Here is a 21,008-nt window from a genome sequence, read left to right as displayed (position 1 = left end):
CAGATCCGATGCTCTGCATGTGTTTGTCACCCTCTCTACGAGTTGTTCGTTCTCATCTTGCGCCTTAGTTCTTCGGCGGCTGCCAACTCTTCCGCGCTGAGCTCAGGGGCAACGTCTGGCGTGTTAGCCGGCCCGTCGATGCCTTTCATCTCCTGAGCGGCCCACTGTTGTTGCCGGCCCTGCTCGATCTGCTCCTGAGCCGCGTTGTACTGCACGAGCTGAGCGCTGAAGTAGCGAATCGTGTTGATCTTTTTGCCAACGTTCCGAGCGTGCTGATAGAGAATCTGCAAGCCATCGATGATCCGTTGCACCGGCATCCGGTCTTTGCCGAGCCAGTCGTTTATCGCTTGGATGTCGAAACTATCCAGAAACGGTTTTCCGAGCAGCATCTGCGCTGTCTCCGCTACTCGACCAAAATCGTCTGTGTCGAAGTCGTATACCCGCACGCGCTCATCATCATCAACATTCTCTGTAAGTAATCTCTGTGTATTCTCTGGTAACGCTCTGTTCAGATTGAGCAGGGGCTCTGTCCAAGTTGAGCAGGGAGCCTGTCCACTTTGATCACCCGCCTGTCGATTCTGACAGGCGGCCTGTTCATTTTGAGCAGGTGCTTTGACGAGCTTGTCGTAGTCAATCGTGTACCACTTCGTGTTGTCAGCCTTGCGCCGGTTGTACTTGTCTGTCGATATGACCAGCCCGGATTTCTCCAAGCCGTTGATCACTCTGCGTGTGGTCGAGACCGACCAGAACTTGAACTGATCTTGCCACCCCTCGTAGGTGTTGAACGCCCAGGGGCGGTTGTCGTATTCAGGTCCGTTGTGCTGACTCCGTCGCAACCAGTAGTGCAGTTGCTGGATAAAGATCGCTTCGTTCAAGCCGATCAGCGCAGCCAGTGAGGGTTGTATGACGAGCGGTACCTCGTCGAAGAGAAGTTTGTTCACTGTTGCTCCTCCCGTGGGGTGATGTATCCAAGTGCTCGAAGCCCGATTTCCAAAGCCTCGTTGACGATGATCTGCTGTTTGCCGCGCCCTTTGGGCAGGCTATCGATCACCTCCAAAATGTCTGACCGTATCTTTAATCCACGAGATTTGTATTGAGGTTCCGCTGACAGCTTCTGTTCTAGAGCGGTGCGGAGTGCACCGTTTGGTGCATCAATCGGTGCACTGTTTAATGCACTTTCTGGTGCACTAGTTGGTGCACTGTTTAATGCACTTTGTGAAGGGGCAACAGACGGGAGCATTCCCGCCCTCCCCAACTTTTCGAACCGGCTACCCTTCATACATCAAACGCCTCTTCAACTAGATCAAGATAAGCTCGAACCGAATGGTGTTTGGGGAACTCCAGAACGGCCGGTCTGCCTCGATCTGCTGCCTGACCGAACTTGATCGTCCGCTTGATCTTTGTATCGAAGACCTTCACGCCCATCTCGGTCAGCGACGATCTTGCGTCCTCCTCGATGTCACGGTGGAGGCTATTACGCTCTACCATCGTTAAAAAGATGCCTGCGATGTTCAGGTAGGGGTTTAGTACCCGAACCTTTGAAATCGTGTCTATGAGGCTTCCGAGGCCATCCACAGCATGCATCTCCGGTTGCAGAGGAATCATGACGTCTGTTGCGGCTACGAGCGCGTTCGCGGTCAAGGTCCCGAGGTTCGGCGGCGAGTCGATGATGATGTACTCGAAGAGGTCGCGCACCGGCTCAAGGGTCTTAGCCAATAGCAACCCGTAAGCCGGGTTGTCTTTCAGCAGCGCCTCCCCCTCAATGCCAGAGAGATCCCGCGAAGACGGCAACAGGTGGAAGCCGTGCTCCGTCTCCACGATCACGTTGTTCATCAACGCCTCGGCTGTCAGTTCATCTTCTCCGTACACCGTGTACAGATCGCCCTCCAGCTCTTTGCTGTAGCAAGCCGCTGTCGCGTTTGCCTGCGGATCACTGTCGACCAGCAGAACGCGCTTGCCTTTCAATGCCAGCGCGGCCGCGATGTTCACTGCGCTGGTGGTCTTGGCTACGCCGCCTTTCTCCATTGCCAAGGCTACGATCTTTGTCATTTACGCTCACTCGCTTTCCGTTCGATGTAGATGATCTGGCCGCGAACCACGCGACCAGCAGCAAGCATGCGCTTTTCGTTATTCATTTCCGACCGTCTCCATTCAAGGCCGGGCACGGACTAGGCCGTATCCGGCCATTCCGATTTGTCATACAACCGCTCCAGCTTAGCGATCAGCTCCTCTACAAGGTGCCGGTTCGTCTTCCGTCTGGAGTCGATTTTCCAGTGACACGTTCCTGTGTTCACGCTCGGGCCGCACAGATGTGCAATGTTCCAAGGGATGTCTCCTCGACCTAACTGACCAGCTTGGATCAAGTGCGCCAGCTCAAGCCTGTCGCGGAAGGTTCCGATCTGCGGCGCTAGACCGCACATCTCGCATACGCCACCAGCCCGCTCCGTGACTTCCACGATGACGCGCTTGGTAATCGTGGTGCGGTCACCGGCCTTTGCGCTACCGCGCTTGTGCTCGACTTTCTTGGCCGGATTCTTCGCCTTCTTCTGCTTCTTGCCACCGGATCGGAAAGAGGAGCGTTTCATCTCCTTGACCGCCTTCTCTGGCTTCGCAAAGGAGCGAACAGGCTGTTTGCTCAGGTCAGTGAGGATTTTTGCCATGGTGTACCTCCGAGCGGTCTAAAATGGGACAAGATGTGATATACTATCCGTAAGTAGTTTTTCTAAGGGCCTCTCTTAAACGAGTGCCACGAATGGGTCTGACGTTGCCGCGTCAGGCCCTTTTCCTGTTCATAACAATCTGTTCCGCCGTGATCAGTTGGTTGCGCTGAATCTCAGTCGGGCAGGTTACGCAACGGGTAAACTCTGCGAGGTAAGGGCATTGCTTGCATCGGCCATCCAACTCCGCGATCCGCGACAGATTGTTACGCGCTTGCATCTTCCGCGTACTCCTTTCGGATCATGTTCAAATCGGCCATCAAGTCGTCGCTGATCTGACCGAAGAATGCGGCGCGGTTCCGTTGCTCCAAGATGTCGCAGGCTTGCGGAATGCCGCACCGGTTCTGTGTGGCGATCATCTTGACGATCTCCAGACGACGCTTGAAGTGACGCTGCGCTTCCTTAGCCTGAATGCTGATACGAACTTCAGTACTGAGTTGCTTTTTCATGGTCTGTCCCTCCTTTTGGTTTGGGGCTTGTCCATAGCCGCAGGATCGCGGCAATGCTACTCTTGCGGTTCGGTGTCACGGTAGAAGTCGTAGTCATCGGTGTCCGGTACGAACACGCGATGAGCTTTCTCCGAGGTCCGCAACGCCTCTGTACTGGTCGAGCAAGGGGTACAGACAGTGTCGTTGTCGTTGACAATGTACTGGACCAACTCAAGTGGTTTGTAGTTTCGCAGACAGCACCCGCAATAGCTCTTGGTCGAATGCTTGACCTTCACCGGTTGAGTTGCGCCTTCGGTCAGATCGGCAATCGCGTCGCGCTCGATACGAATCTCATCTGCACGTTTATGAATCAGAGTACGCTTCTCCTGGCTAATCGGCGGGTGACTGCTTGCTTCGAGTGCGAGATGCATTTGCTCCGCCATCGCGTACATGTAACGGTGGTTCAGGGTCGTGGGCAAGAGATGCACTTTCGGCTGTTTCAGGCCGGGTTTTTGCATAGTCATTCCTCCTTGTTATTTGTTAGGTGTACGTTCTGTCTTACCGCTTGTCACCTTTCTTCCCGCTGCTGGCGGCGCTTTTCTGTTCGGTGTAAATCTGAATCTCCGAGATGTTCGGGTCGAGCACCATGTTCGCTACTCCTCCTTGTCCAATACCGGGAGGCTTACGCTCCCGTTGATGCTGCAGATTCGGATCTCGAACGCAGGATGTCCGCCACCGCGCGGTGGATCTCAAGATCGCGCCGGTCAATCTCCTCTTTGGTCAGCCCTTTCGGCGCGAAGATCTTGACCGTGGCGTTACCAAGTTGAAGGGTTTTATCCGGTTCCGTTCCGTACTGCACGTGTCCCACTGGTTCATCACCTCGTGGAATCATATGCGAGCTTCGCTGCGGGACAACCATTTGAACACCTCCCATTTACGGTACGAACACACTTTCGGTACAGTTTTCGAGCAAGAAATGCTAGAATAAAATGAACACAAATACTTATTTACAGTCGATACCAACTAAGCTGTGCATTGTTTATGTCCGTTCCGGACACAGTCCCGCATAAAATTACCCGCGTCTTCATCAAGCTCCTCGCAAATTTTACTAGCAAGGTCGAGTCGCGGGGTTCTTAAACCCATTTCGATTTTGTAGATGTGAGACCGAGTGGAGCCGACCATAACGGCTAACTGTTCACGGGAGAGTCCCTTCTTCTCACGAGCTGCAATCATCCAGTTTCTCATGTTATCAACTCCTTTCTTGGTTGTGTCCATTTTGAACACGACCTTTGAGTTGATTATATCGTGTCCAAAACGAACACGTCAACAATTTTGTGTTCATTTTGAACACAAAATTTTCAGGGAGGAGGAATCAGATTCGTGAACCAAGCTCATACGAATAGACTTCTGGAGATTCGTAACAATAGACAATGGACTGTACAAGAAGCTGCAGATTTTTACGGGCTATACAAAAGCACGTATGCGAACTACGAATACGGGCGCAGAAAAATTCCATCACACACATTGCTTGCTATGGCTGAAAAACTCAATGTTACTGCGGAGTACATCTTAGGCGAGGATGATGATCCCGCAACTAAAATACTGAAACTGCTAAAAGTTGCACAGATATCAATGGAGGATGAAGAAGAAATAGCAAAAATCCTTAATAAGTATAAAAAATAAAGCCCTTACCGCGTCTGAGCGGTAAGGGCTTTATTATGCCGGCTTTGTCCGGGTTTCTTCGGCACCATTTTGATACTTGCGAAGTATCGTCCGGATTCTTTCGGCATCTTCAGCAGAAAGATTCATTTCTTCAATCTCAACAAGAATTTGCGAGAAGATCTTATCATTACTCACAAAGAATGCCCCCGCATCTCGATAAGTTGTATTAAAACAATCTTATCGCATGATCAGAGGCATTTGAAGCATTTCAGACAACTGCGGTTTACACCGACAAGTTTCGACAAAATCGCGTTACATTCGGTTTACAATTGCTCGCCGCTGTAGTAGATGAGCGGATCTGGCGGATTTTGAGCTGCTATCTGGTTGGTATGATCGTGTTGACTTGCACCCACAACGACGATCCCCACCAGTACTGCAATTACTGCTAAAAACTTCTTCATCTTACCCCACCTCCACAGATCTATATGTTTTTGATGCACTTTTATAGTACTGTAACGCTTGCATGGTGTCACCCATTTTGTCGTACAACTCACCTAGGCTATGGTAAATATCCCCCTTCAATCTTAGCTCATCCGTGCCAAGCGCGTAATCTAGCGCGCATAGCAAATGATGTTCCTTCATAGCTTCATCATCGATGCAGTCACTTAATAAGAATCTTATTTTGGAGAGATTTACAGGGGATGCCTTCTGGCCAACCACAAGTACTGCCTCTTCCAAAAAGTGTAATGCTTCTTGGATATCGCCACCCATAGTGAGCGCCTTAGCCAAGTCGTACGACGTCTTACAAATCTCATCGTTGCTGAACAGTTCGAAAGATAATTTTCGGGCCTCTCGAAGATATTGTATAGCCGCGTCCAAGTCACCTAGTTTAGTCAAAATGTCACCGATGTTATGCAATGATTTTAGGACATATTTCCTCATGTCTAACTCTTCGTAGCACTTTAATAGATCCCGGTGTATGCGTAAGGCTTCTTGGAAATCGCCCTTTTCTGCATAGATGTTCGCCTGTAGTTGCATCACCTTTGGCCGTTGTGCCGGATCTTCACAAACGTCTAATGCTGACCAAGTCAATGACAACGCTTGACCGTAATCTTTCAAATTGAAATGTGAAATGGCAATGTTGAGAGTCGCCGTGAACTTAGAGTCGTTGTCCTTCGCCGAGATGGCCTCTGATAGCATATCCCACCATACGTTAATTGCAGATTTATACTTACCAAGTTTATGGTGCAGTCTGGCTTTCAGGTTATATGCCCACGCCTTACGGACACCTTGATGTGCCTGTTCAATCAATTTCTCAGCAAGCGCCAATGCCCCCTCCAAATCGTCGCCGTTTTCTAGGCTCCGCTCTATATTTTGTGTCATTTCATATTGGCTGGTGTCCTCAGAATATAGCGACTCATAGGGGATTTTTAACATTGCGCTTATCTCGCGCAAATTCGAAGGTGAAGTTGTGGATACACCTCGTTCAACCTTAGATAAGGTCATTGAACTAAAAGAGAGCTTCGACGCTAATTGTCTTTGGGAGAGACCGTTTGCCTCCCTCGCACGTTTTACATTGTCTCCAACAATCTTTCTTACTTTATCGAGATCATTATGGTGGTACAAGGGATATCACCTACTTCTTTGGCTTCTGCACTCATTCTACAACTAGTCCCAACAATCATCAATAAAGTGACAAACAAAAAACCCTTGATACACAAGGGTTTTCTAGAACAGATATAATATCGGAGCTATTTCATTGCCTTCCTTGTCCGTGCCGATGGGGTCGTGCAAAGACACATCCTTGCGCGTTTTTTTCAGCGACCGCAAATGCATCAAAATTTCATTTTCGATACAACGTGCCGCATAGGTCGCGAGCTTCGTCCCTTTGTCCACCGAAAAACTCTCAATCGCCTTGATCAGTCCGATCGTCCCGATTGAGATGAGGTCTTCACTGTCCTCGCCCGTGTTTTCGAACTTTTTCACGATGTGAGCGACCAAGCGAAGGTTGTGTTCCACCAACACATTGCGCGCATGTTCGTCCCCGTCTGCCAGCAAGCGCAGATACTTGATCTCGTCGCCTTCCGACAGCGGTTGCGGAAACGCATTGTTCTTGATGTAAGAGACGAACAGGGTGATCTCCTTGAGCAGCAACACCACCGCGGCCAGAAATCCAGGCATTCGTCGTTCACCTCCCACAGATTGAAACGATGTCCCGCCCGTTTTCCGGGCTAGCGTGTTTCAATATATGTGGGTAGGTTTGTCTCATGAGCCTGTACGCTGAAAATCACTACGGCAGCGCGTTCACGATCTGCAACGCCACCTGTTCGGTCGCCCGCGCTTTGCCGTCCGGCACGCTGTCGGCCATCACGACGATCACATATTTGGGCTTGTCAGCCGGGGCGTATCCCGCAAACCACTGATGGTGCAGAGTCGGGTCGCCCGTCTGCGCCGTGCCCGTTTTGCCGGCCACCGGCAGTTTGGCGCTGTGGAGCAGATGCGCCGTGCCTTTTTCGGCGGCGACCACTTGGCGCATCCACCCTTTCAGAGTACGCGTCGTCGCTTTTTCAAGCACCGTCCGTTTCTCCGCCGGCTCGATCTCCGAGTAGAGCAGTCCGTCCGGCGTGTGCAGTGATTGGACGAGGCGGGGTGCTCCGGCTTTGCCTTCATTGGCGATCGTCGCCATCAAGTGCGCCGCCTGCAACGGCGTCACCCGCACGTCCTCCTGTCCAATCCCCGTGTTGGCGAGGAAGCGGTCGGAACTGTATTCCTTCAAAAAGACGCTGCCGGTGTCCTCGCCGTAAAACGGGGAGCGATCCCCTTGCGACAGGCCGACCGTCTTTCCGAGCCCGAGCTTTTGCGAGTAGGTGTCGATCTGCTCGCGGCCCAGTTTCATCGCCATCTGGGCAAACGCCACGTTGCACGACTGCGCAAACGCCTCCTCCGCCGTCACCTTCCCGTGTGTCGTCCAACAGTTCAGCGTCCCGTCGCCGATCTCGATGTGTCCGGGGCATTCGTAGGTGTCGCTCGGGTTGACGACACCCGTCTCCAGCGCGGCCTCCGCGATCACCGATTTAAAGATCGAGCCGGGAAAATACGCTTTCAACGCTTTGTTGACCGGAAACGCTCCGCCGTCGATCACCGGCTGGTTCGGGTCAAAGTCCGGCCGTGACGCCATCGCCAGCACGTCCTCCGTCTCGGCGTCCATCACCACTACCGCGCCGGAGGAGACGTTGTAGCGGTTCAGCGCGCTTTCGACGGAGCGCTGGATGTCGGCGTTCAGCGTCGTCTTGACGTTGAGCGCGTGATTTTCCCCCGTCGACTCCCTGATACCAAGGCCGTTGAGCGGCTGCTTGTAGGCGTCGGTGTAGTACGCGATGGTGCGCGAGATGCCAAGGCCGCGCAGCACGTCTTGGTAGACATATTCCAGCCCCATCTTGCCGACCTTCTCATCGAGCGGATACTCGCCGCCCCATTGGTTCGCCACCAGATTCGGGTCCTCGCCGAGAAAGCCGATCACATGCCGCGCCACCGTCTGGTCGTCAAAACGCACCTTGACCTCTTTGGCATACAGCCCGTTCACCTGCAACGCTTCAACCTTTTTCAATTGCTCGTCTGTCAGTTCGACGACGCGCAGCTCGCCGCCCGCAGCCGGGAGACGCAGCAAAAACGGCTCTTTTTTCTCGCTCAACTGCCGGGTCAGCGTCTCCGTGTCGGTGCGCAGCATCAAGGCTAGATCGTTGAGCTTTTGATAGTCCGGGTTGACCTGCCAGACGGGCAACACGACCAGACCTTGCAGCTTGCTCCCGGTCAGCGAAGCGCCGGTGCGGTCGAGGATGTCGCCGCGGCCGGAGTCCAGTTCAAACTTTTCACGCCGCTGCTCGACCGCGGAGGCGACCAAATCGTGCCCTTGCATGTTGTGTGCCGAAAATTGGATATACGCCAGCCGCCCGAGCATCCCCACGATCCCGAGCGTGCACATCGTCAAGATCACCGCCGTGCGCCGTTGCACACGTCGTCTCGCTTGTCGTTCCTCATCAAACCTCATCACAGACCACACTCCCCGCCTGAAACAGTCGAATTTTCTTACCAGTGTGGTCTGAAAAAAAGCTCTCTAAACGAACAAAAAAAGGGCGGCACCCGCTGTGGAGGCACCAACCCTTTTTTCATTTAAAACAGCAAGAACCCAAGCGAGATGATCACCCCGCTGGCGATCAACGTCATGATGCAAAAGCCCATGATGTCCTTCGCCCGCAGGCCGGCAATCGCCAGCGCCGGAAGCGCCCAGAACGGCTGGATCAAGTTGGTCCAGGCATCGCCCCACGCCACTGCCATTGACATTTTCGCCGAGGAGACGCCCAGTTCCAGGCCTGCCGGGAGCATGACCGGTGCCTGCACCGCCCATTGGCCGCCGCCGGACGGGACGAAGATGTTGACGAGACCTGCGCTCCAGAAGGTGAAGAGCGGCAGCGTCGTCGCGTTCGAGATGGAGACAAACCACAACGACAGCTCTTTGGCGAGGCCGGAGGAGACCATCATGCCCATGATCCCCGCGTAGAACGGGAACTGCAACACGATACCGCCCGTGCCTTTGACCGCTTCTTCCATGCTATGCAGGAAGCGGCGAGGCGTTTTGTGCAGCAAGACACCGGCAAACAGGAAAGTGAAATTGACGATATCCAGATTGAGCTTAAAGCCGTTTTTCGCGAAATACGCGACGATAAACGAGAGCCCGAGCAGGCCGATCGCCATCGACACCCACATGCTGTTTTCCAAACGGTCGGCAGGCGTCATGTTCTCCTTCACTTCGACAGCGGCCGCCGATTCGTCCTGCAGCAGTTTCGGATCGACTTTAAACGTGCCGTCCGTGTAGTTCAGCATCAAACGATTGAGCAGCGGCAGCACGACGACGATCCCGATGACGATAAACAGGTTGAACGGAGCAAAGATCGTCTCCGTGGTCGGAATCACCCCGATCAGCTTTTCGGTAAAATGACCGGGCGTGGCGATGGTCAGCGGCACGGAGCCGGACAAACCGCCATGCCAGATGACAAAGCCGCTGTACGCACTGGCGATCAACAGCCGATAATCGACAGTCGGCACCACTTTGACCAACTGGCGGGCAAACACCGCGCCGATGACGAGGCCAAAGCCCCAGTTGATCCAGCTAGCCAGCGCGGAGATCAGCGTGACGAGGATGATCGCCTGTCCCGGCGTTTTCGCCAGTTTGGCGAGCGCGGTCAGCAGGCGGGTAAAGAGCGGCGTTTTGGCCAGCACAAACCCAGTGACGAGCACCAGCACCATCTGCATCGTAAAGCTGAGCAACTGCCAGAATCCGCCGCCCCAGTGTTGCACCATCTGGTACGGCGTCGTGTCGGTGACGGCGATGCCGGCCACAAAGACGACGAATGTCAGGACGATGGCGAACAGGTACGGGTCCGGCAAATAGCGCTGCACCAAGCGGTCAAAAAACAAGGTAAGCGTTTTCAAAGCGTGTGTCACATCCCTTCGAAATTGATGAAAAGTTCTCGTCTCTCTAAATGATGTACTATTTTGATTATTTATTCAAGATAAAAAAACAAAAAAGCAACCCTCGCACAGGGTTGCTCGCTTGTCTTTACACCAGTGACGAGACGATCTCGTTGACTTTTGCGACGAGGACGTCGATGGCCACTTGGTTTTTGCCGCCTTCCGGGATGATCAGATCGGCGTATTTTTTCGTCGGTTCGATGAACTGCATGTGCATCGGGCGGACGACGCCCATGTACTGCTCGACGACCGACTCGATGGAGCGACCGCGCTCTTTGATGTCGCGCAGGATGCGGCGGATGATCCGCACGTCCGCATCGGTGTCGACAAAGATCTTGATGTCCATCAGGTCGCGCAGTCGCTCGTCTTCCAGCACCATGATGCCTTCGAGGATGACGACTTGCTTCGGCTCGACGCGCTCCGTGTAGGTGGCGCGGGTGTGCTCTGCAAAGTTGTAAATCGGTTTTTCAATCGCCTGTCCGTCGAGCATCTGGTGCAGGTGCTCAAGCAACAGATCGTTATCAAACGCGTTCGGATGGTCATAGTTCGTGAGCACGCGCTGTGCCATCGTCAACTGCGACTGGTCTTTGTAATAGTTGTCTTGCTCGATCAACACGATGTTCTCCGGGTCGATGTTGCGAGTGATCTCGCGGGCCACCGACGTCTTCCCCGATCCGGTTCCTCCCGCGATCCCGATCAGCACCGGTCTACGCATGGCTGTCTTCCCCTTCCCTTTTGAAACTCACGCTTTCTTGACAGAGATCGCCAAGCCGTCGCCCAGCGGCAAAAAAGTCGTGACGTACGCCGGATGAGCGGCGATCAGTTGGTTGTATTCACGCAGGCGGTTGATCATCGTCCGCAGTTTGTGCTTGACCTCCGCCTCGCCGCTGACCATCCCTTGAAACAGGACGTTATCGGACAAGAGCACGCCGCCCTCGGTCAGATGCGGGGTGAGCAGTTCGAGAAAGCGCGGATACTGCCCTTTCGCAGCGTCCAGAAAGATCAGGTCGTACATCCCCAGACCCTCGATCATATCCAAGGCATCGCCTTCCAGCAGTTCGACGCGCTCGCCAAGGCCGGCCCGTTGCAGATTGACCCGAGCTTCTGCCGCCCGTTCCGGGTCGCGCTCCATCGTCGTGATCTGCGCCTCGCTGTGCCGCCCGAACCAGATCGTCGAGTAGCCGATCGCCGTCCCGACCTCGAGAATGCGCTGCGGTCGCGTCATCGCGAGCAACACGCGCAGAAAGCCGGCCGACTCCAGATCGAGGATCGGGATATACCCTTCCTCCGCCCGCTGCTCCAACTCCTGCAACAACGCATCCCGCTCCGGCACGAACCCGCGCAGATAGTCCACCAGTTGCGGATCGATCATCATACCAAGTCCCTTCTGTCATTCAAACAGAACTATGTTATCACAAAATGCTTTCATATACTAGAGAAATGCTGTGTTATACGCTAGTTTGCTCGAAATAGACAGGAAAGACCCGTAGCAGGTCTTTCCTGCCCGGGTCGTCTCCGTCACTTTTCTTCCAAAAGCCCTTGGTCCGGCTCGCAAGGTTGTCCTTGCACAGCGGGGGCTTGGAAACCGTGTTTCAATTTTTCGAGCTCGTATTCACCGATCAGATAATCGTGCACGATGTCTTCCGGCGTCAGATCTTTTGTCGGATCACTCATGCGCCATCCCTCCTTTGCAGGGATAGTGTGAGCGATTGGGAAGATGATTATTTTACAGCCCGCTCTTGGCGATGTTTTGCTCGTGCTCGGCGAACGTCTTGGCAAAATAATGTTCGCCGGTGCCGTCATTTTTGGTGACGTAGAACAAAAACTCGTGTTGAGTCGGGTACAACGCCGCCTTGATCGAATCGCGTCCCGGCGACGCGATGGGACCTGGCGGGAGGCCTTCGTATTTGTAGGTGTTGTACGGGCTCTCGATCTCCAGATCGGCATACAGCAGCGTCTCTTTCTGCTTGCCGAGCGCAAACTGGATCGTCGCGTCGATCTGCAGTTTCATCGGCGCTTTCAGGCGGTTGTCGATGACCCCGGCGATCATCGGGCGTTCCTTCGCCGCCTGCGCCTCACGCTCGATCAGCGACGCGACCGTCAGCGCTTGGTGCACCGACAGTCCGCGCGCCTTCATCTGTTCCCTCCACTCCGGGGTGAACACGGCAGCCGTCTGTTTGAGCATCGTGTCGATCAGCTGATGCGCGTCCGCCTCTTTGAACACTTCATACGTCTCAGGGAACAGATAACCCTCCAGACGGTGCTCCACCGCCTCGTTCTGCGGGATCTCTTTGACAAAGTCATAGTCGAACTGGCCGCTGTCCGCCTCTTTCAGGAAATCGTCCTTTTTTACCAGCCCCTGCTTGTCCAGTGCCTCGGCGATCTGCTCCAGCGTCAGCCCTTCCGGCACAGTGAACTGGACGGTGTTGTACGATGCGTCGCCTTCGACGAGCACGCGGGCGATCTCCTCCATCGTCATGCCTTGACGCAAGTAATACTTACCGGTCTTCAACAGGCCGCTCTGCCCTTCAAAGCGCAGGTAGAGCGAAAAGAATTTTGCATTTTTGATCAATTCTTTTTCTTTCAATTGAACACCGACATCCTCGGCCCCCGCGCCCTCCGGTACGGTGATCTCGACAGCCTGTCCGCTGTCAGACGGCGGCTGAAACTGGCTCTGCACATAAAAAAGTCCCCCGCCGAGCAGCAAGATGCCCGCCGCGAAGACATACCATCCGATCTTCATAAACTTGCTCTTCAAAATTACACCTCCAAAGTCATTCCCCATCATTATACAGGGTTCGACAGCAGGCGAAAAGCCCGCACCGAGAATCGGTACGGGCTTTGGAGAGGTCATTCCGACTGCTGGTTGACGTTCGCCTGCAAGGCATGCAGGTGTTCGGCCATCACCTGACCGACCTGCGCGGCCTGCTCGGAGCTCAGCGCGTCGTAGCCGCGTGCGGCCACGTCGTCAGCCAGTCCGAGCGACTGCAAGGCGCGCCCACGCACTTCGTCGAGGTTTTCATCCACCAGATTCGGATGGTATGCGTCCGGCACCTTGAATTGATCAGCCATGAGGCCCCACCTCCCTATCAGAAAGGTTGCCCCAAGACTCTCGGTCGGATGCTCTTGCATCCTCTTACAGGTCTTCGTCGTTGCCGCCTTGCTCTTCGAACAGCAGGGTATCGTACGTTTCTGCGACCTTTTCCCACTCTTCATCGTCCTCGATGGTCACGAGGATGTCGTTGCCGTCCTCGTCCTTTTCCAGACGAAGGATCGACGCTTCGCCGTCTTCCGAATCGGCCGGCATCAAGATCGCGTAGTTCTTTTCTTCGATCTCCAGCAGATCGAGCACTTCAAACTCATGCTCGCGGCCTTCGTCGTCGGTCAGGGTGATGATTTGGTTCGCTTCAACTTGTTGTTGGTTTTCGATTTCGCTCATGTCTGGCACCTGCTTTCAGCTAGGATTGGTTTGCTTGGCTGTCCAGATAGTTCTGCAGGATGATCGACGCCGCCATCTTGTCCACGACCTGTTTGCGCTTTTTGCGGGAAACGTCTGCTTGTACCAGCATACGCTCCGCTGCCATCGTCGATAACCTCTCGTCCCACAAAACCACTGGCAGTCCGAACTTTTCGCGCAGGATCTCGGCAAACTGCTGCGAGATCTCGCCGCGCGGGCCGATCGTGTTGTTCATGTTCTTGGGAAAGCCGAGCACGATCTTGCCGACCTCATACTGCCGGATCAGCTCGCCGATCCGCCCGAGGTCTTGCTCTTCCGTCTTGCGCGTGATCGTCTCCACGCCTTGCGCCGTCCAGCCCATCAGGTCGCTCACCGCGATCCCGATGCGCACGTCGCCGTAGTCGATGCCCATCGTGCGCTGTGTGTTCATCGTTCCACGCCCTTCATATAGGCACGCACCAGTTCTTCCAGCAGATCCTCACGCTCCAGCCGACGGATCGCGTTGCGCGCTCCGTTATGGTTGGTGATATAGGCCGGATCGCCGGAGATGATGTAGCCGGCCAACTGGGAGATCGGGTTGTAGCCTTTCTCCTTCAGAGCGTCCACCGTCAGGAGCAACGCGCGTCTGGCCGCGTTGTCATCTTCCGGTCGTGCGCCATATTTGATCGTGCTGTCAAAGGGAGCCGTCATTGAAACACCTCGTCACAGGCAATGTTTTCCGTTTCACTGGAATCGTCGTCCATTATACGTCAACGCTTGATGTAGTGCAACACCAGGTGCTGAAGAATCACTTTGCCGACCGCCGTCACCGGGATCGCGAGGATCAGCCCGACCACGCCGAACAACTCGCCGCCGAGGAGCAGCGCGAAGATGATCAGCATCGGATGCAGCTTGAGCGTGCGGCCGATGAGCAACGGCGAGAGCAGATTGCCTTCGAGCTGCTGGATGATCAGGTTGACCACCAGCACTTTGACCGCCAGCATCGGCGAATCGATCAACGCCAGCAGCACAGCCGGAGCAGCGCCGATGAACGGTCCGATGTAAGGCACGATGTTGAACACGGAGACGAGCAACGCCAGCAACAGGGCGTACGGCATATCGACGATCAGGTAGCCGATATACGCAAGTACACCGACGACAAACGAGACCAGCAGTTGGCCCCTGATGTAGTTGCCGAGCGCTTCGTCGACCGATCTCAGCAACCGCACCACCTCTTGGCGGTTTTGCTTGGGGAAAAACACGATCACCGTGCGCTCCATCACCTTCAGATCTTTGAGCATATAGAAGACGAGGAACGGGATCACAAACACGCCCGCCGCAATCTCCATCGCGTTGCCGATCCCTTCGAGGATCTCGGTGATCGTCGCGGTGGCCCTCGCTTCCAGACCGCTCAGATTCTGATCGATCGCCTTGACCACCGCGTCCGGGAACAGCCGCTTTTTGTCCTCATGAAAGCCTTTCAACCAGCCGTTGGCATCTTCGACGAGTTGCGGCAAATGTTCGCCCAGTTCCCGCAGTTGATCGATGATCAACGGGATCGCGTTGATCAACAGCGCGGTCATCAGCAGGAAAAACAGCGCGTAGATCACCATGATGCTCATACCGCGCGGCAACCCTTTTCGATGCAACATGTTCACCAGCGGATTGAGCAGATAGGCGATGATCACGGAGATCAAAAACGGAGTGAGCACCGCACTCAGGATCGTGCTGAAGATGCGGATCACCTCGCGCATCTCCCACAGCAAAAAGACACAGCCCAGCGTCACCAAGGTGACCGATCCGAGATAGAGCGCGCGGCCATGCCGCCAGGATTCCATGTCGTGTCGGTCCCTCCTTGTGTACAAGTTTGTTTCCCTAGTTTGTCCCAAAAAGAGAAAAAGCCCTCCTGTAGAGGAGGACTTTGTTAGGACAACCAGATCTGCAGACCGATGTCGGCAAAGGTGAAGACGAACGCCACCGACGCCACATAGGAGTTGACCGTAAAGAACGCGACGTCGATGCGGCTCATGTCATGCGGCGAGATGATGCGGTGTTCGTACCAGAGCAGACCCGCCACGGCGGCGACGCCGATCCAGTAGAGGATGCCGAGATCCACGAACAGCGGCACCAGCGCAAACAGCACGATCGTCAGGATGTGCATCAGGCGCGACAGGCGCAGACCGCCCGCGATGCCAAAGCGAGACGGGATCGAGTGCAGCCCGTTGGCCCGGTCAAACTCGACGTCTTGGCAGGCATAGATGATGTCAAAGGCGGCGATCCAGACAGCCACCGCACCCGCCAGAAGCAGAGCCGGGATGTCGAAGGAGCCGGTCACAGCGATCCAGCCGCCGAGCGGGGCAAACGCGTCGGCGAGGCCGAGCACGAGGTGGCACGCCCACGTGAATCGCTTGCAGTACGGGTAGAGCACCAGCACAAACACCGCCAGCGGCAGCAGTTTGAAGCAGAGCGGGTTGAGCATCCATGCGGAGACGGCGAGCAGAGCCAGCGAAGCGAGGATGAACAGCCACGCCTCCAGCGATTTGATTTTGCCGCTCGGGATCTCGCGGTTCGCCGTGCGCGGGTTGCGGGCGTCGATCGCCGCGTCGATGACGCGGTTGAGACCCATCGCGGCGCTGCGGGCACCGACCATCGCGAGCGTGACCCAGACGAACGTCATCCAGTCCGGCCAACCGCCTGTGGTGTAGTACGAAGCCATGACCATGCCGATATACGCATAAGGCAACGCAAAGATCGTGTGTTCAAATTTGATCATCTCCAGAAAGAGACGAATCTTGGACATGAGAAAACCCTCCAAACCATTCATGACATTCCTTCTTTATTAAGGAGTATCCTTTCTGGCTTGTCAACTCTTTGACAAAATCTGCTTGGATCGGCTTCCATTCACCCGCCCGTGGGCGTCTGCATATCGTGTGGAGAGTGTACATGTCGAAGGAGGGTGCGTACGATGCATCTGTATCACGTTCGCCCCGGTGACACCGTCCCCTCGATCTCACGCCGCTTCCGGGTGACCCCGGAGATGCTCCTGCGACGCAACAACCTGTCGCCTTCACCTTGTCTCCTCCCCGGTCAGTGCCTGCTCATCCCGAGCCGCCTCGAACTGTCCGGCAGCGATCACTATCTCACCTATCTCGCTCAGGAAGGCGACACGCCGCGCTCCTTAGCGGAGCGTTGGCGTCTGCCGCTCACCTGGCTGTCCTTTTGCAACGGCTGGACGGAGCCTGCGCTGTCACCGGGCGACGTCGTGCTCCTCCCCGCTCCCGAGCACCGCGAACTCTCGCCGCACGCGCAGCTCAAGCCGTGCCTGCGCCTCGCCTCCTTGCAGCGCGGACTGCGCACCGATGCGGCCGGGTGCCTGCACGAGCCGCACGCGTGGTCGACCGGCCTGATCACGCTGGAGCTCGACGGTGCGCCCGGCATCTTGCCCGACGTGGCCAAGGCGATCCTGCACAGCGAACAGGCCGGGCACCGGCTGCTCGACAGTCTCGCCGTGACGTTGCGGGAAAATGGCGGCGAAGGCGTGGTGTTCGACTGGCAAGCGCTGCCCCGCTCTCAGGTCGCGCTCTATCTGGATCTGGTGCGCGAGGCCGGGCGCAGACTGCGCCCGATGGGCGTGACCGTCGGTCTGTATCTGACGGCCGACTCTCCCGCCTGGAAGCGGCCGCAGGAGTTGCTGGCCGCTGTCGAACACCTCGACGCGGTGTTCTGCGATCCGGCGGTCGAGTCACCGGCAGAGACCGGTCTGTGCTGGCAGGACGAAGAGCCGCCCGCACCGCTGATCTCGCTCTCACGGGCGACACGCTGTCTGGAGGAGGCGCGCGAGGTGTTGCCGCCGGAGAAATGTTGGCTGGTCACGCACGCGGTCGCCGTGCGGCTGCGGCGCGGGCAGGCGAAGGAACTGTTCTGTGCACAGGACGCGCTGTCTCTGGCCCGCCAGACGGGATCCCCTCTTCAACGTGACGCACAGAGCGCGCTGGCGTGGTATCGTGAGCGCGGCGGAGAGGAGGGAGGCACCGTGTGGCTGGAAGATCTCTGGAGCATCGTCCGCAAAGCGCGGGAGTTGGAGTCGAGCCATTGGCAAGGGCTCGCCCTGTGGGAACTGGGTGCGCACTTGCCCGATGTGTGGGACTATATGCGCGATCAGTACGAGGTGAAGGATTGACGTCCGCAGCAAAGACGAACAAAAAAAGGCTCGGCCACGAGAGGTGGCTGAGCCTTTTTTGATGTGCAGATTATGCCTGATCTTGACCGAGAAGTTGTTCGATTTTCGGCTGGAGCTTTTCAAAGCCCTTGTCTCCCGCCGTGCGGAAGAAGAGCTTGCCGTCCGGACCGAACAGGAAGAACGCCGGTGCGTACTCGTTTTGGTACGCCTGCGCGATCTGGTGCATGTTGTCGACTGCGACCGGATGCGAAATGTCGTATTTCGCGATGTCTTCCTTGACTTTCTCCAGGTCGGTGTCCGCTTCAAAGCGCGGGAAATGCACCCCGACCATCTCGAGACCTTGCTCCTTGTACTGATCGCGGTACTTGATCAGGTCGGGCATCGTCTCATGGCAGATGTGGCAGGAAACAGCCCAGAAGTGAACGAGCAGCGGCTTGCCGGCCAGATCGGACGGCAATCGATCCTGTGCGAACCACTCGGTCGCCCCGGTCAGTTCCGGGCGGTCGGTACCTAAGCGCAGCGGCATCGATCCGTACCGACTAGAGGGTCGCTTGACCCGGTTTCCAGTTCGCCGGGCACAGACCGCCAGTTTGGCAAGCTTCCAGCACGCGCAGAGTTTCGTCTACGTTGCGGCCGACGTTCAGGGAGTTGATGGTCGCGTGTTGCACGATGCCTTCCGGGTCGATGATGAACAGGCCGCGCAGAGCGATGCCTTCTTCTTCAACCAGAACGCCGTAGTCGCGAGCGACCGTCTTGTTGATGTCGGAGCCGAGCGGGTAGTTCAGGTCGCCAAGGCCGTTTTGCTCGCGCGGGGTTTTGATCCATGCGCGGTGCGAATGCACGGAGTCGATGGAAACGCCGAGGATCTCAGCGTCGAGGTCTTTGAATTCTTGAGCGCGGTCAGACAGAGCGGTGATCTCGGTCGGGCACACGAAGGTGAAGTCGAGCGGGTAGAAGAAGAGAACCAGCCATTTGCCGCGGTATTCCTCGAGGGATACCTTTTCCTTCAGAGTTTCAAGGTTTTTCGTGCTGTCCATTACGAAATTCGGAGCGGGATTTCCAACCAATGCCATGTTCACTACCTCCTTGGATATGTATGGTACTTTTTAATTGTAGTCATACCCAACCGAATTATCAAGGCTTTTTACTAACTGAAAATGTTTTACATCCGTCAAAGGGTACCGCCCGGGAACCTCCGTTATTTTGGACGCCTCTTGCAAACACTATCCCCTGAGAAGGAGGGGTCCCAGTTGAAATTGCTGATCAAACTGCTCGCCGTCTTTTCGGTCGTCTACGCCGTCTCCGCCCTGATGAGCCGAGCGCGGGTCAAGCCCCCGTTCGCCTTTTTGAGCACCGCGCTGATCTCGCTGCTCGGCACGGTCGGCGACCGCGTCCTGATGCCCAAGATGAACCGGACGACAGCCGCCGCGACAGACAGCCTGCTGATCGCCGCCTCGCTGCTCGGGGCGAACAAACTCAGCGGGGGAGGCAGCCGCGTGCCGTGGCCGTACATAGGAGCGGTCTCGACGATTCTCGGCGGCTTTGAAGCGCTCTATCACGAGTGGATCTACAACCGCGGCCGCTATCAAGATGCCGCCAAACAAGATGAAGAAGGGAGAATCATCCATTGACCTCACCGCGCGTCACCTGCTACGTCAACACCTGCACGCACTTTGTCGCGGGCAATCTCTGCGGCGCCCGCAACATCGACATCATGCACGAAGAGGAAACGCGCATGGCCCAGATCGATGACCACACGATGTGCAAAACGTATCACGAAGCCAGCGGCGTGACCTCCTACCTCGGCTCGATGGACAACGTCAATTGGAGCGGCACCGCCGCCGAGATGGTGCTGCCGGGCCATCACCTCGACCCGTCGGTCTCCTGCACCGTCGCCTCTTGCAAATACTGGGCAGAAGGCCGCCTCTGCGTCGCACCCTCCATCGAAGTGACCGGCGCGCTTGCCAACGAGTGTCAAGACACCAACTGCCGGACGTTCGAATCGCGCGGGGAGGTGACTTTCGGATGAACGGACGCGACCTCGGGTATCAACTCACCGTCAAAGAGATCGACATGGACACCGAGTACCCGCCGCTCGTGCTCTGCGGGCTGTCGGGACTCGGCATCGACAAGATGCAGAAATTGATCCAATCCGGCGAGCTGCCGGCCACAAAGAAAGGCATCGCCGGCGCGGACTTCCTCAACTGGATCGACCGCAACGACCTGCCCGTCGCCCGTCAATAACGCCAAAAAACCGGCTCTCCCCAACAAGGGAGGCCGGTTTTCTTATTTCTTTTCCTTGCAGAGGTCAGGCACCGTATTGCACATCCTGGGTGCCCGGCGGCGGCAGGTCGGACAGAGAGACCAACGATCCGTCCTCTTCGACTTGGAACAGTTTGACTTCGTCACCCGAGACGCTGAACTCGACGAAGCACCCCCAGCAATAGTACTGGTTGGTGCCGATCTTGCCCATGTCGCGGCAGTTGCAGTGGGGACAGCGGTTCATTCAAGTCTCCTCCTCGATGGAGGGCTAAAATTCCTCAGCCAGCTCGGTGTCGTCCGGGACGAGCACCGCGTCCTGTCCAATCATGAACTCCGGGCGCGCACGCATCACCTTGCGCCCTTCCTTCAGATCCACGAGAAAGCCCTCTGATATCTCGTACCCCACTATTGTGTTCAAATTGTCATCCAAGTAAACATCTTCCACCGTGCCAAGCAGGTCGCCCGCCTCGGTCAGCACATCTTTTCCGACAAAATGGGCATGCGTCCCTTCGAGCAACGAACTCAAACTTTGCATCTCCTCGCGCAGCACTTCGATGCTGCTGCGGGCATCTGTGGTCACCGCGTCTTGACCGATTTTGTGGATGCTGGTTTTGGGCAGCACTTTCGCTGCGAACAGCAGGCCGCCACGCTCCAGCAACAGGGAATGAAACCGGCCCGTCGCAGCAAACAGCACATCACGCACCTCACCGAGTTGTTCACCGCCCGTGAGATCGACAACCGGCAGTCCGACCAGCTCTCGCGCTTTTCTCATCCAGGCACCTCCCCGCTCGTCT

32 protein-coding genes and 1 pseudogene are annotated in these 21,008 nt (G+C 56.0%); 5 read left to right on the top strand and 28 right to left on the bottom strand.

Annotated elements, in window-relative coordinates:
• Nucleotides 1-35 precede the first annotated feature (35 nt).
• The 8 genes from OS242_RS10355 to OS242_RS21395 all read right to left on the bottom strand — a co-directional run bounded on the left by OS242_RS10355 (nt 36) and on the right by OS242_RS21395 (nt 4,378).
• Nucleotides 36-941 (bottom strand): hypothetical protein, encoded by a 906-nt coding sequence (locus OS242_RS10355; RefSeq protein ID WP_267151611.1) that lies wholly within the window; start codon nt 939-941, stop codon nt 36-38.
• A complete protein-coding gene (locus OS242_RS10350; protein ID WP_267151610.1) occupies nt 938-1,240 on the bottom strand; it encodes a hypothetical protein in 303 nt (100 codons plus the stop codon). Before OS242_RS10350 ends, OS242_RS10355 begins: the two co-directional genes overlap by 4 nt.
• 35 nt (nt 1,241-1,275) lie before the next feature.
• Entirely contained in the window at nt 1,276-2,049 is a 774-nt protein-coding gene (locus OS242_RS10345) for a ParA family protein (protein ID WP_323372931.1), read from the bottom strand.
• A 119-nt stretch (nt 2,050-2,168) separates the two neighbouring features.
• On the bottom strand, nt 2,169-2,660 hold the full coding sequence (locus tag OS242_RS10340) for a hypothetical protein (protein WP_267151609.1): 492 nt from the start codon (nt 2,658-2,660) through the stop codon (nt 2,169-2,171).
• 263 nt (nt 2,661-2,923) lie between these two features.
• Complete coding sequence (locus OS242_RS10335) at nt 2,924-3,166, bottom strand: hypothetical protein (RefSeq protein WP_267151608.1); 243 nt, start codon at nt 3,164-3,166, stop codon at nt 2,924-2,926.
• Nucleotides 3,167-3,222: 56 nt separating this feature from the next.
• On the bottom strand, nt 3,223-3,663 hold the full coding sequence (locus OS242_RS10330) for a hypothetical protein (RefSeq protein WP_267151607.1): 441 nt from the start codon (nt 3,661-3,663) through the stop codon (nt 3,223-3,225).
• Between the two features lie 164 nt (nt 3,664-3,827).
• The gene (locus tag OS242_RS10325; protein WP_267151606.1) at nt 3,828-4,064 is read right to left on the bottom strand and encodes a hypothetical protein; all 237 of its coding nucleotides are present in this window, start codon (nt 4,062-4,064) and stop codon (nt 3,828-3,830) included.
• A gap of 104 nt (nt 4,065-4,168) precedes the next feature.
• A complete protein-coding gene (locus OS242_RS21395; RefSeq protein WP_407702111.1) occupies nt 4,169-4,378 on the bottom strand; it encodes a helix-turn-helix transcriptional regulator in 210 nt (69 codons plus the stop codon).
• 147 nt (nt 4,379-4,525) lie between these two features.
• Here OS242_RS21395 and OS242_RS10320 point away from each other — a divergent pair, with 147 nt between their 5' ends.
• Nucleotides 4,526-4,828, top strand: a complete 303-nt coding sequence (locus tag OS242_RS10320; protein ID WP_267151605.1) for a helix-turn-helix domain-containing protein — start codon at nt 4,526-4,528, stop codon at nt 4,826-4,828.
• Nucleotides 4,829-4,861: 33 nt separating this feature from the next.
• Here OS242_RS10320 and OS242_RS10315 read toward each other — a convergent pair whose 3' ends face one another.
• The 16 genes and pseudogenes from OS242_RS10315 to OS242_RS10240 form a co-directional block, all read right to left on the bottom strand.
• Nucleotides 4,862-5,002, bottom strand: coding sequence for a hypothetical protein (locus OS242_RS10315; protein ID WP_267151604.1), 141 nt, complete (start codon nt 5,000-5,002; stop codon nt 4,862-4,864).
• A gap of 128 nt (nt 5,003-5,130) precedes the next feature.
• The gene (locus tag OS242_RS10310; RefSeq protein ID WP_267151603.1) at nt 5,131-5,268 is read right to left on the bottom strand and encodes a hypothetical protein; all 138 of its coding nucleotides are present in this window, start codon (nt 5,266-5,268) and stop codon (nt 5,131-5,133) included.
• 1 nt (nt 5,269) lies between these two features.
• A complete protein-coding gene (locus tag OS242_RS10305; protein ID WP_267151602.1) occupies nt 5,270-6,433 on the bottom strand; it encodes a helix-turn-helix domain-containing protein in 1,164 nt (387 codons plus the stop codon).
• Between the two features lie 117 nt (nt 6,434-6,550).
• Nucleotides 6,551-6,988 (bottom strand): annotated as a pseudogene (gene sigK, locus OS242_RS10300) (RNA polymerase sporulation sigma factor SigK); the annotation flags it as partial.
• A 109-nt stretch (nt 6,989-7,097) separates the two neighbouring features.
• Entirely contained in the window at nt 7,098-8,855 is a 1,758-nt protein-coding gene (locus tag OS242_RS10295; RefSeq protein WP_267151600.1) for a peptidoglycan D,D-transpeptidase FtsI family protein, read from the bottom strand.
• A 122-nt stretch (nt 8,856-8,977) separates the two neighbouring features.
• The gene (locus OS242_RS10290; protein ID WP_267151599.1) at nt 8,978-10,297 is read right to left on the bottom strand and encodes a short-chain fatty acid transporter; all 1,320 of its coding nucleotides are present in this window, start codon (nt 10,295-10,297) and stop codon (nt 8,978-8,980) included.
• Nucleotides 10,298-10,424: 127 nt separating this feature from the next.
• The gene (gene udk, locus OS242_RS10285) at nt 10,425-11,051 is read right to left on the bottom strand and encodes a uridine kinase (RefSeq protein WP_267151598.1); all 627 of its coding nucleotides are present in this window, start codon (nt 11,049-11,051) and stop codon (nt 10,425-10,427) included.
• Between the two features lie 27 nt (nt 11,052-11,078).
• Nucleotides 11,079-11,711, bottom strand: a complete 633-nt coding sequence (locus OS242_RS10280; protein WP_267151597.1) for an O-methyltransferase — start codon at nt 11,709-11,711, stop codon at nt 11,079-11,081.
• A gap of 143 nt (nt 11,712-11,854) precedes the next feature.
• Nucleotides 11,855-12,010 (bottom strand): hypothetical protein, encoded by a 156-nt coding sequence (locus OS242_RS10275; RefSeq protein WP_267151596.1) that lies wholly within the window; start codon nt 12,008-12,010, stop codon nt 11,855-11,857.
• 52 nt (nt 12,011-12,062) lie between these two features.
• Entirely contained in the window at nt 12,063-13,094 is a 1,032-nt protein-coding gene (gene mltG / locus OS242_RS10270) for an endolytic transglycosylase MltG (protein ID WP_267151595.1), read from the bottom strand.
• A gap of 92 nt (nt 13,095-13,186) precedes the next feature.
• Complete coding sequence (locus OS242_RS10265) at nt 13,187-13,408, bottom strand: hypothetical protein (RefSeq protein WP_267151594.1); 222 nt, start codon at nt 13,406-13,408, stop codon at nt 13,187-13,189.
• A gap of 64 nt (nt 13,409-13,472) precedes the next feature.
• Complete coding sequence (locus OS242_RS10260) at nt 13,473-13,775, bottom strand: DUF1292 domain-containing protein (RefSeq protein ID WP_267151593.1); 303 nt, start codon at nt 13,773-13,775, stop codon at nt 13,473-13,475.
• Nucleotides 13,776-13,794: 19 nt separating this feature from the next.
• Nucleotides 13,795-14,223: a Holliday junction resolvase RuvX gene (ruvX, locus tag OS242_RS10255; RefSeq protein WP_267151592.1), complete on the bottom strand. Its 429-nt coding sequence runs from the start codon at nt 14,221-14,223 to the stop codon at nt 13,795-13,797.
• On the bottom strand, nt 14,220-14,483 hold the full coding sequence (locus tag OS242_RS10250; RefSeq protein ID WP_267151591.1) for an IreB family regulatory phosphoprotein: 264 nt from the start codon (nt 14,481-14,483) through the stop codon (nt 14,220-14,222). Before OS242_RS10250 ends, ruvX begins: the two co-directional genes overlap by 4 nt.
• A gap of 59 nt (nt 14,484-14,542) precedes the next feature.
• Nucleotides 14,543-15,610 (bottom strand): AI-2E family transporter, encoded by a 1,068-nt coding sequence (locus tag OS242_RS10245; RefSeq protein ID WP_267151590.1) that lies wholly within the window; start codon nt 15,608-15,610, stop codon nt 14,543-14,545.
• Nucleotides 15,611-15,696: 86 nt separating this feature from the next.
• Entirely contained in the window at nt 15,697-16,572 is an 876-nt protein-coding gene (locus tag OS242_RS10240) for a UbiA-like polyprenyltransferase (protein ID WP_267151589.1), read from the bottom strand.
• A 165-nt stretch (nt 16,573-16,737) separates the two neighbouring features.
• On the opposite strand from OS242_RS10240, the gene OS242_RS10235 reads away from it, so the two are divergent.
• On the top strand, nt 16,738-17,952 hold the full coding sequence (locus OS242_RS10235; protein WP_267151588.1) for a LysM peptidoglycan-binding domain-containing protein: 1,215 nt from the start codon (nt 16,738-16,740) through the stop codon (nt 17,950-17,952).
• A 70-nt stretch (nt 17,953-18,022) separates the two neighbouring features.
• Here OS242_RS10235 and OS242_RS10230 read toward each other — a convergent pair whose 3' ends face one another.
• A complete protein-coding gene (locus tag OS242_RS10230) occupies nt 18,023-18,478 on the bottom strand; it encodes a redoxin domain-containing protein (RefSeq protein ID WP_267151587.1) in 456 nt (151 codons plus the stop codon).
• A 13-nt stretch (nt 18,479-18,491) separates the two neighbouring features.
• Nucleotides 18,492-19,025, bottom strand: coding sequence for a peroxiredoxin (locus OS242_RS10225; RefSeq protein ID WP_267151586.1), 534 nt, complete (start codon nt 19,023-19,025; stop codon nt 18,492-18,494).
• Between the two features lie 177 nt (nt 19,026-19,202).
• Between OS242_RS10225 and OS242_RS10220 the strand changes: the two genes are divergently transcribed.
• Genes OS242_RS10220 through OS242_RS10210 form a run of 3 tightly spaced genes read left to right on the top strand, consistent with a single transcriptional unit; the run spans nt 19,203 to nt 20,196 of the window.
• On the top strand, nt 19,203-19,583 hold the full coding sequence (locus tag OS242_RS10220; protein WP_267151585.1) for a DUF2512 family protein: 381 nt from the start codon (nt 19,203-19,205) through the stop codon (nt 19,581-19,583).
• Nucleotides 19,580-19,981 (top strand): DUF1540 domain-containing protein, encoded by a 402-nt coding sequence (locus tag OS242_RS10215; protein WP_267151584.1) that lies wholly within the window; start codon nt 19,580-19,582, stop codon nt 19,979-19,981. The genes OS242_RS10220 and OS242_RS10215 overlap by 4 nt, the downstream gene beginning before the upstream one ends.
• Complete coding sequence (locus OS242_RS10210) at nt 19,978-20,196, top strand: MerR family transcriptional regulator (RefSeq protein ID WP_267151583.1); 219 nt, start codon at nt 19,978-19,980, stop codon at nt 20,194-20,196. The genes OS242_RS10215 and OS242_RS10210 overlap by 4 nt, the downstream gene beginning before the upstream one ends.
• A 64-nt stretch (nt 20,197-20,260) precedes the next feature.
• On the opposite strand, the gene OS242_RS10205 is transcribed toward OS242_RS10210, so the two are convergent.
• A complete protein-coding gene (locus OS242_RS10205; RefSeq protein ID WP_267151582.1) occupies nt 20,261-20,458 on the bottom strand; it encodes a hypothetical protein in 198 nt (65 codons plus the stop codon).
• A gap of 24 nt (nt 20,459-20,482) precedes the next feature.
• Entirely contained in the window at nt 20,483-20,986 is a 504-nt protein-coding gene (locus OS242_RS10200) for a PRC-barrel domain-containing protein (protein WP_267151581.1), read from the bottom strand.
• Nucleotides 20,987-21,008 lie beyond the last annotated feature (22 nt).

The organism is Tumebacillus lacus (assembly GCF_026410385.1).
GTDB lineage: Bacteria > Bacillota > Bacilli > Tumebacillales > Tumebacillaceae > Tumebacillus > Tumebacillus lacus.
This window is presented reverse-complemented; position numbering and strand designations above follow the sequence as displayed.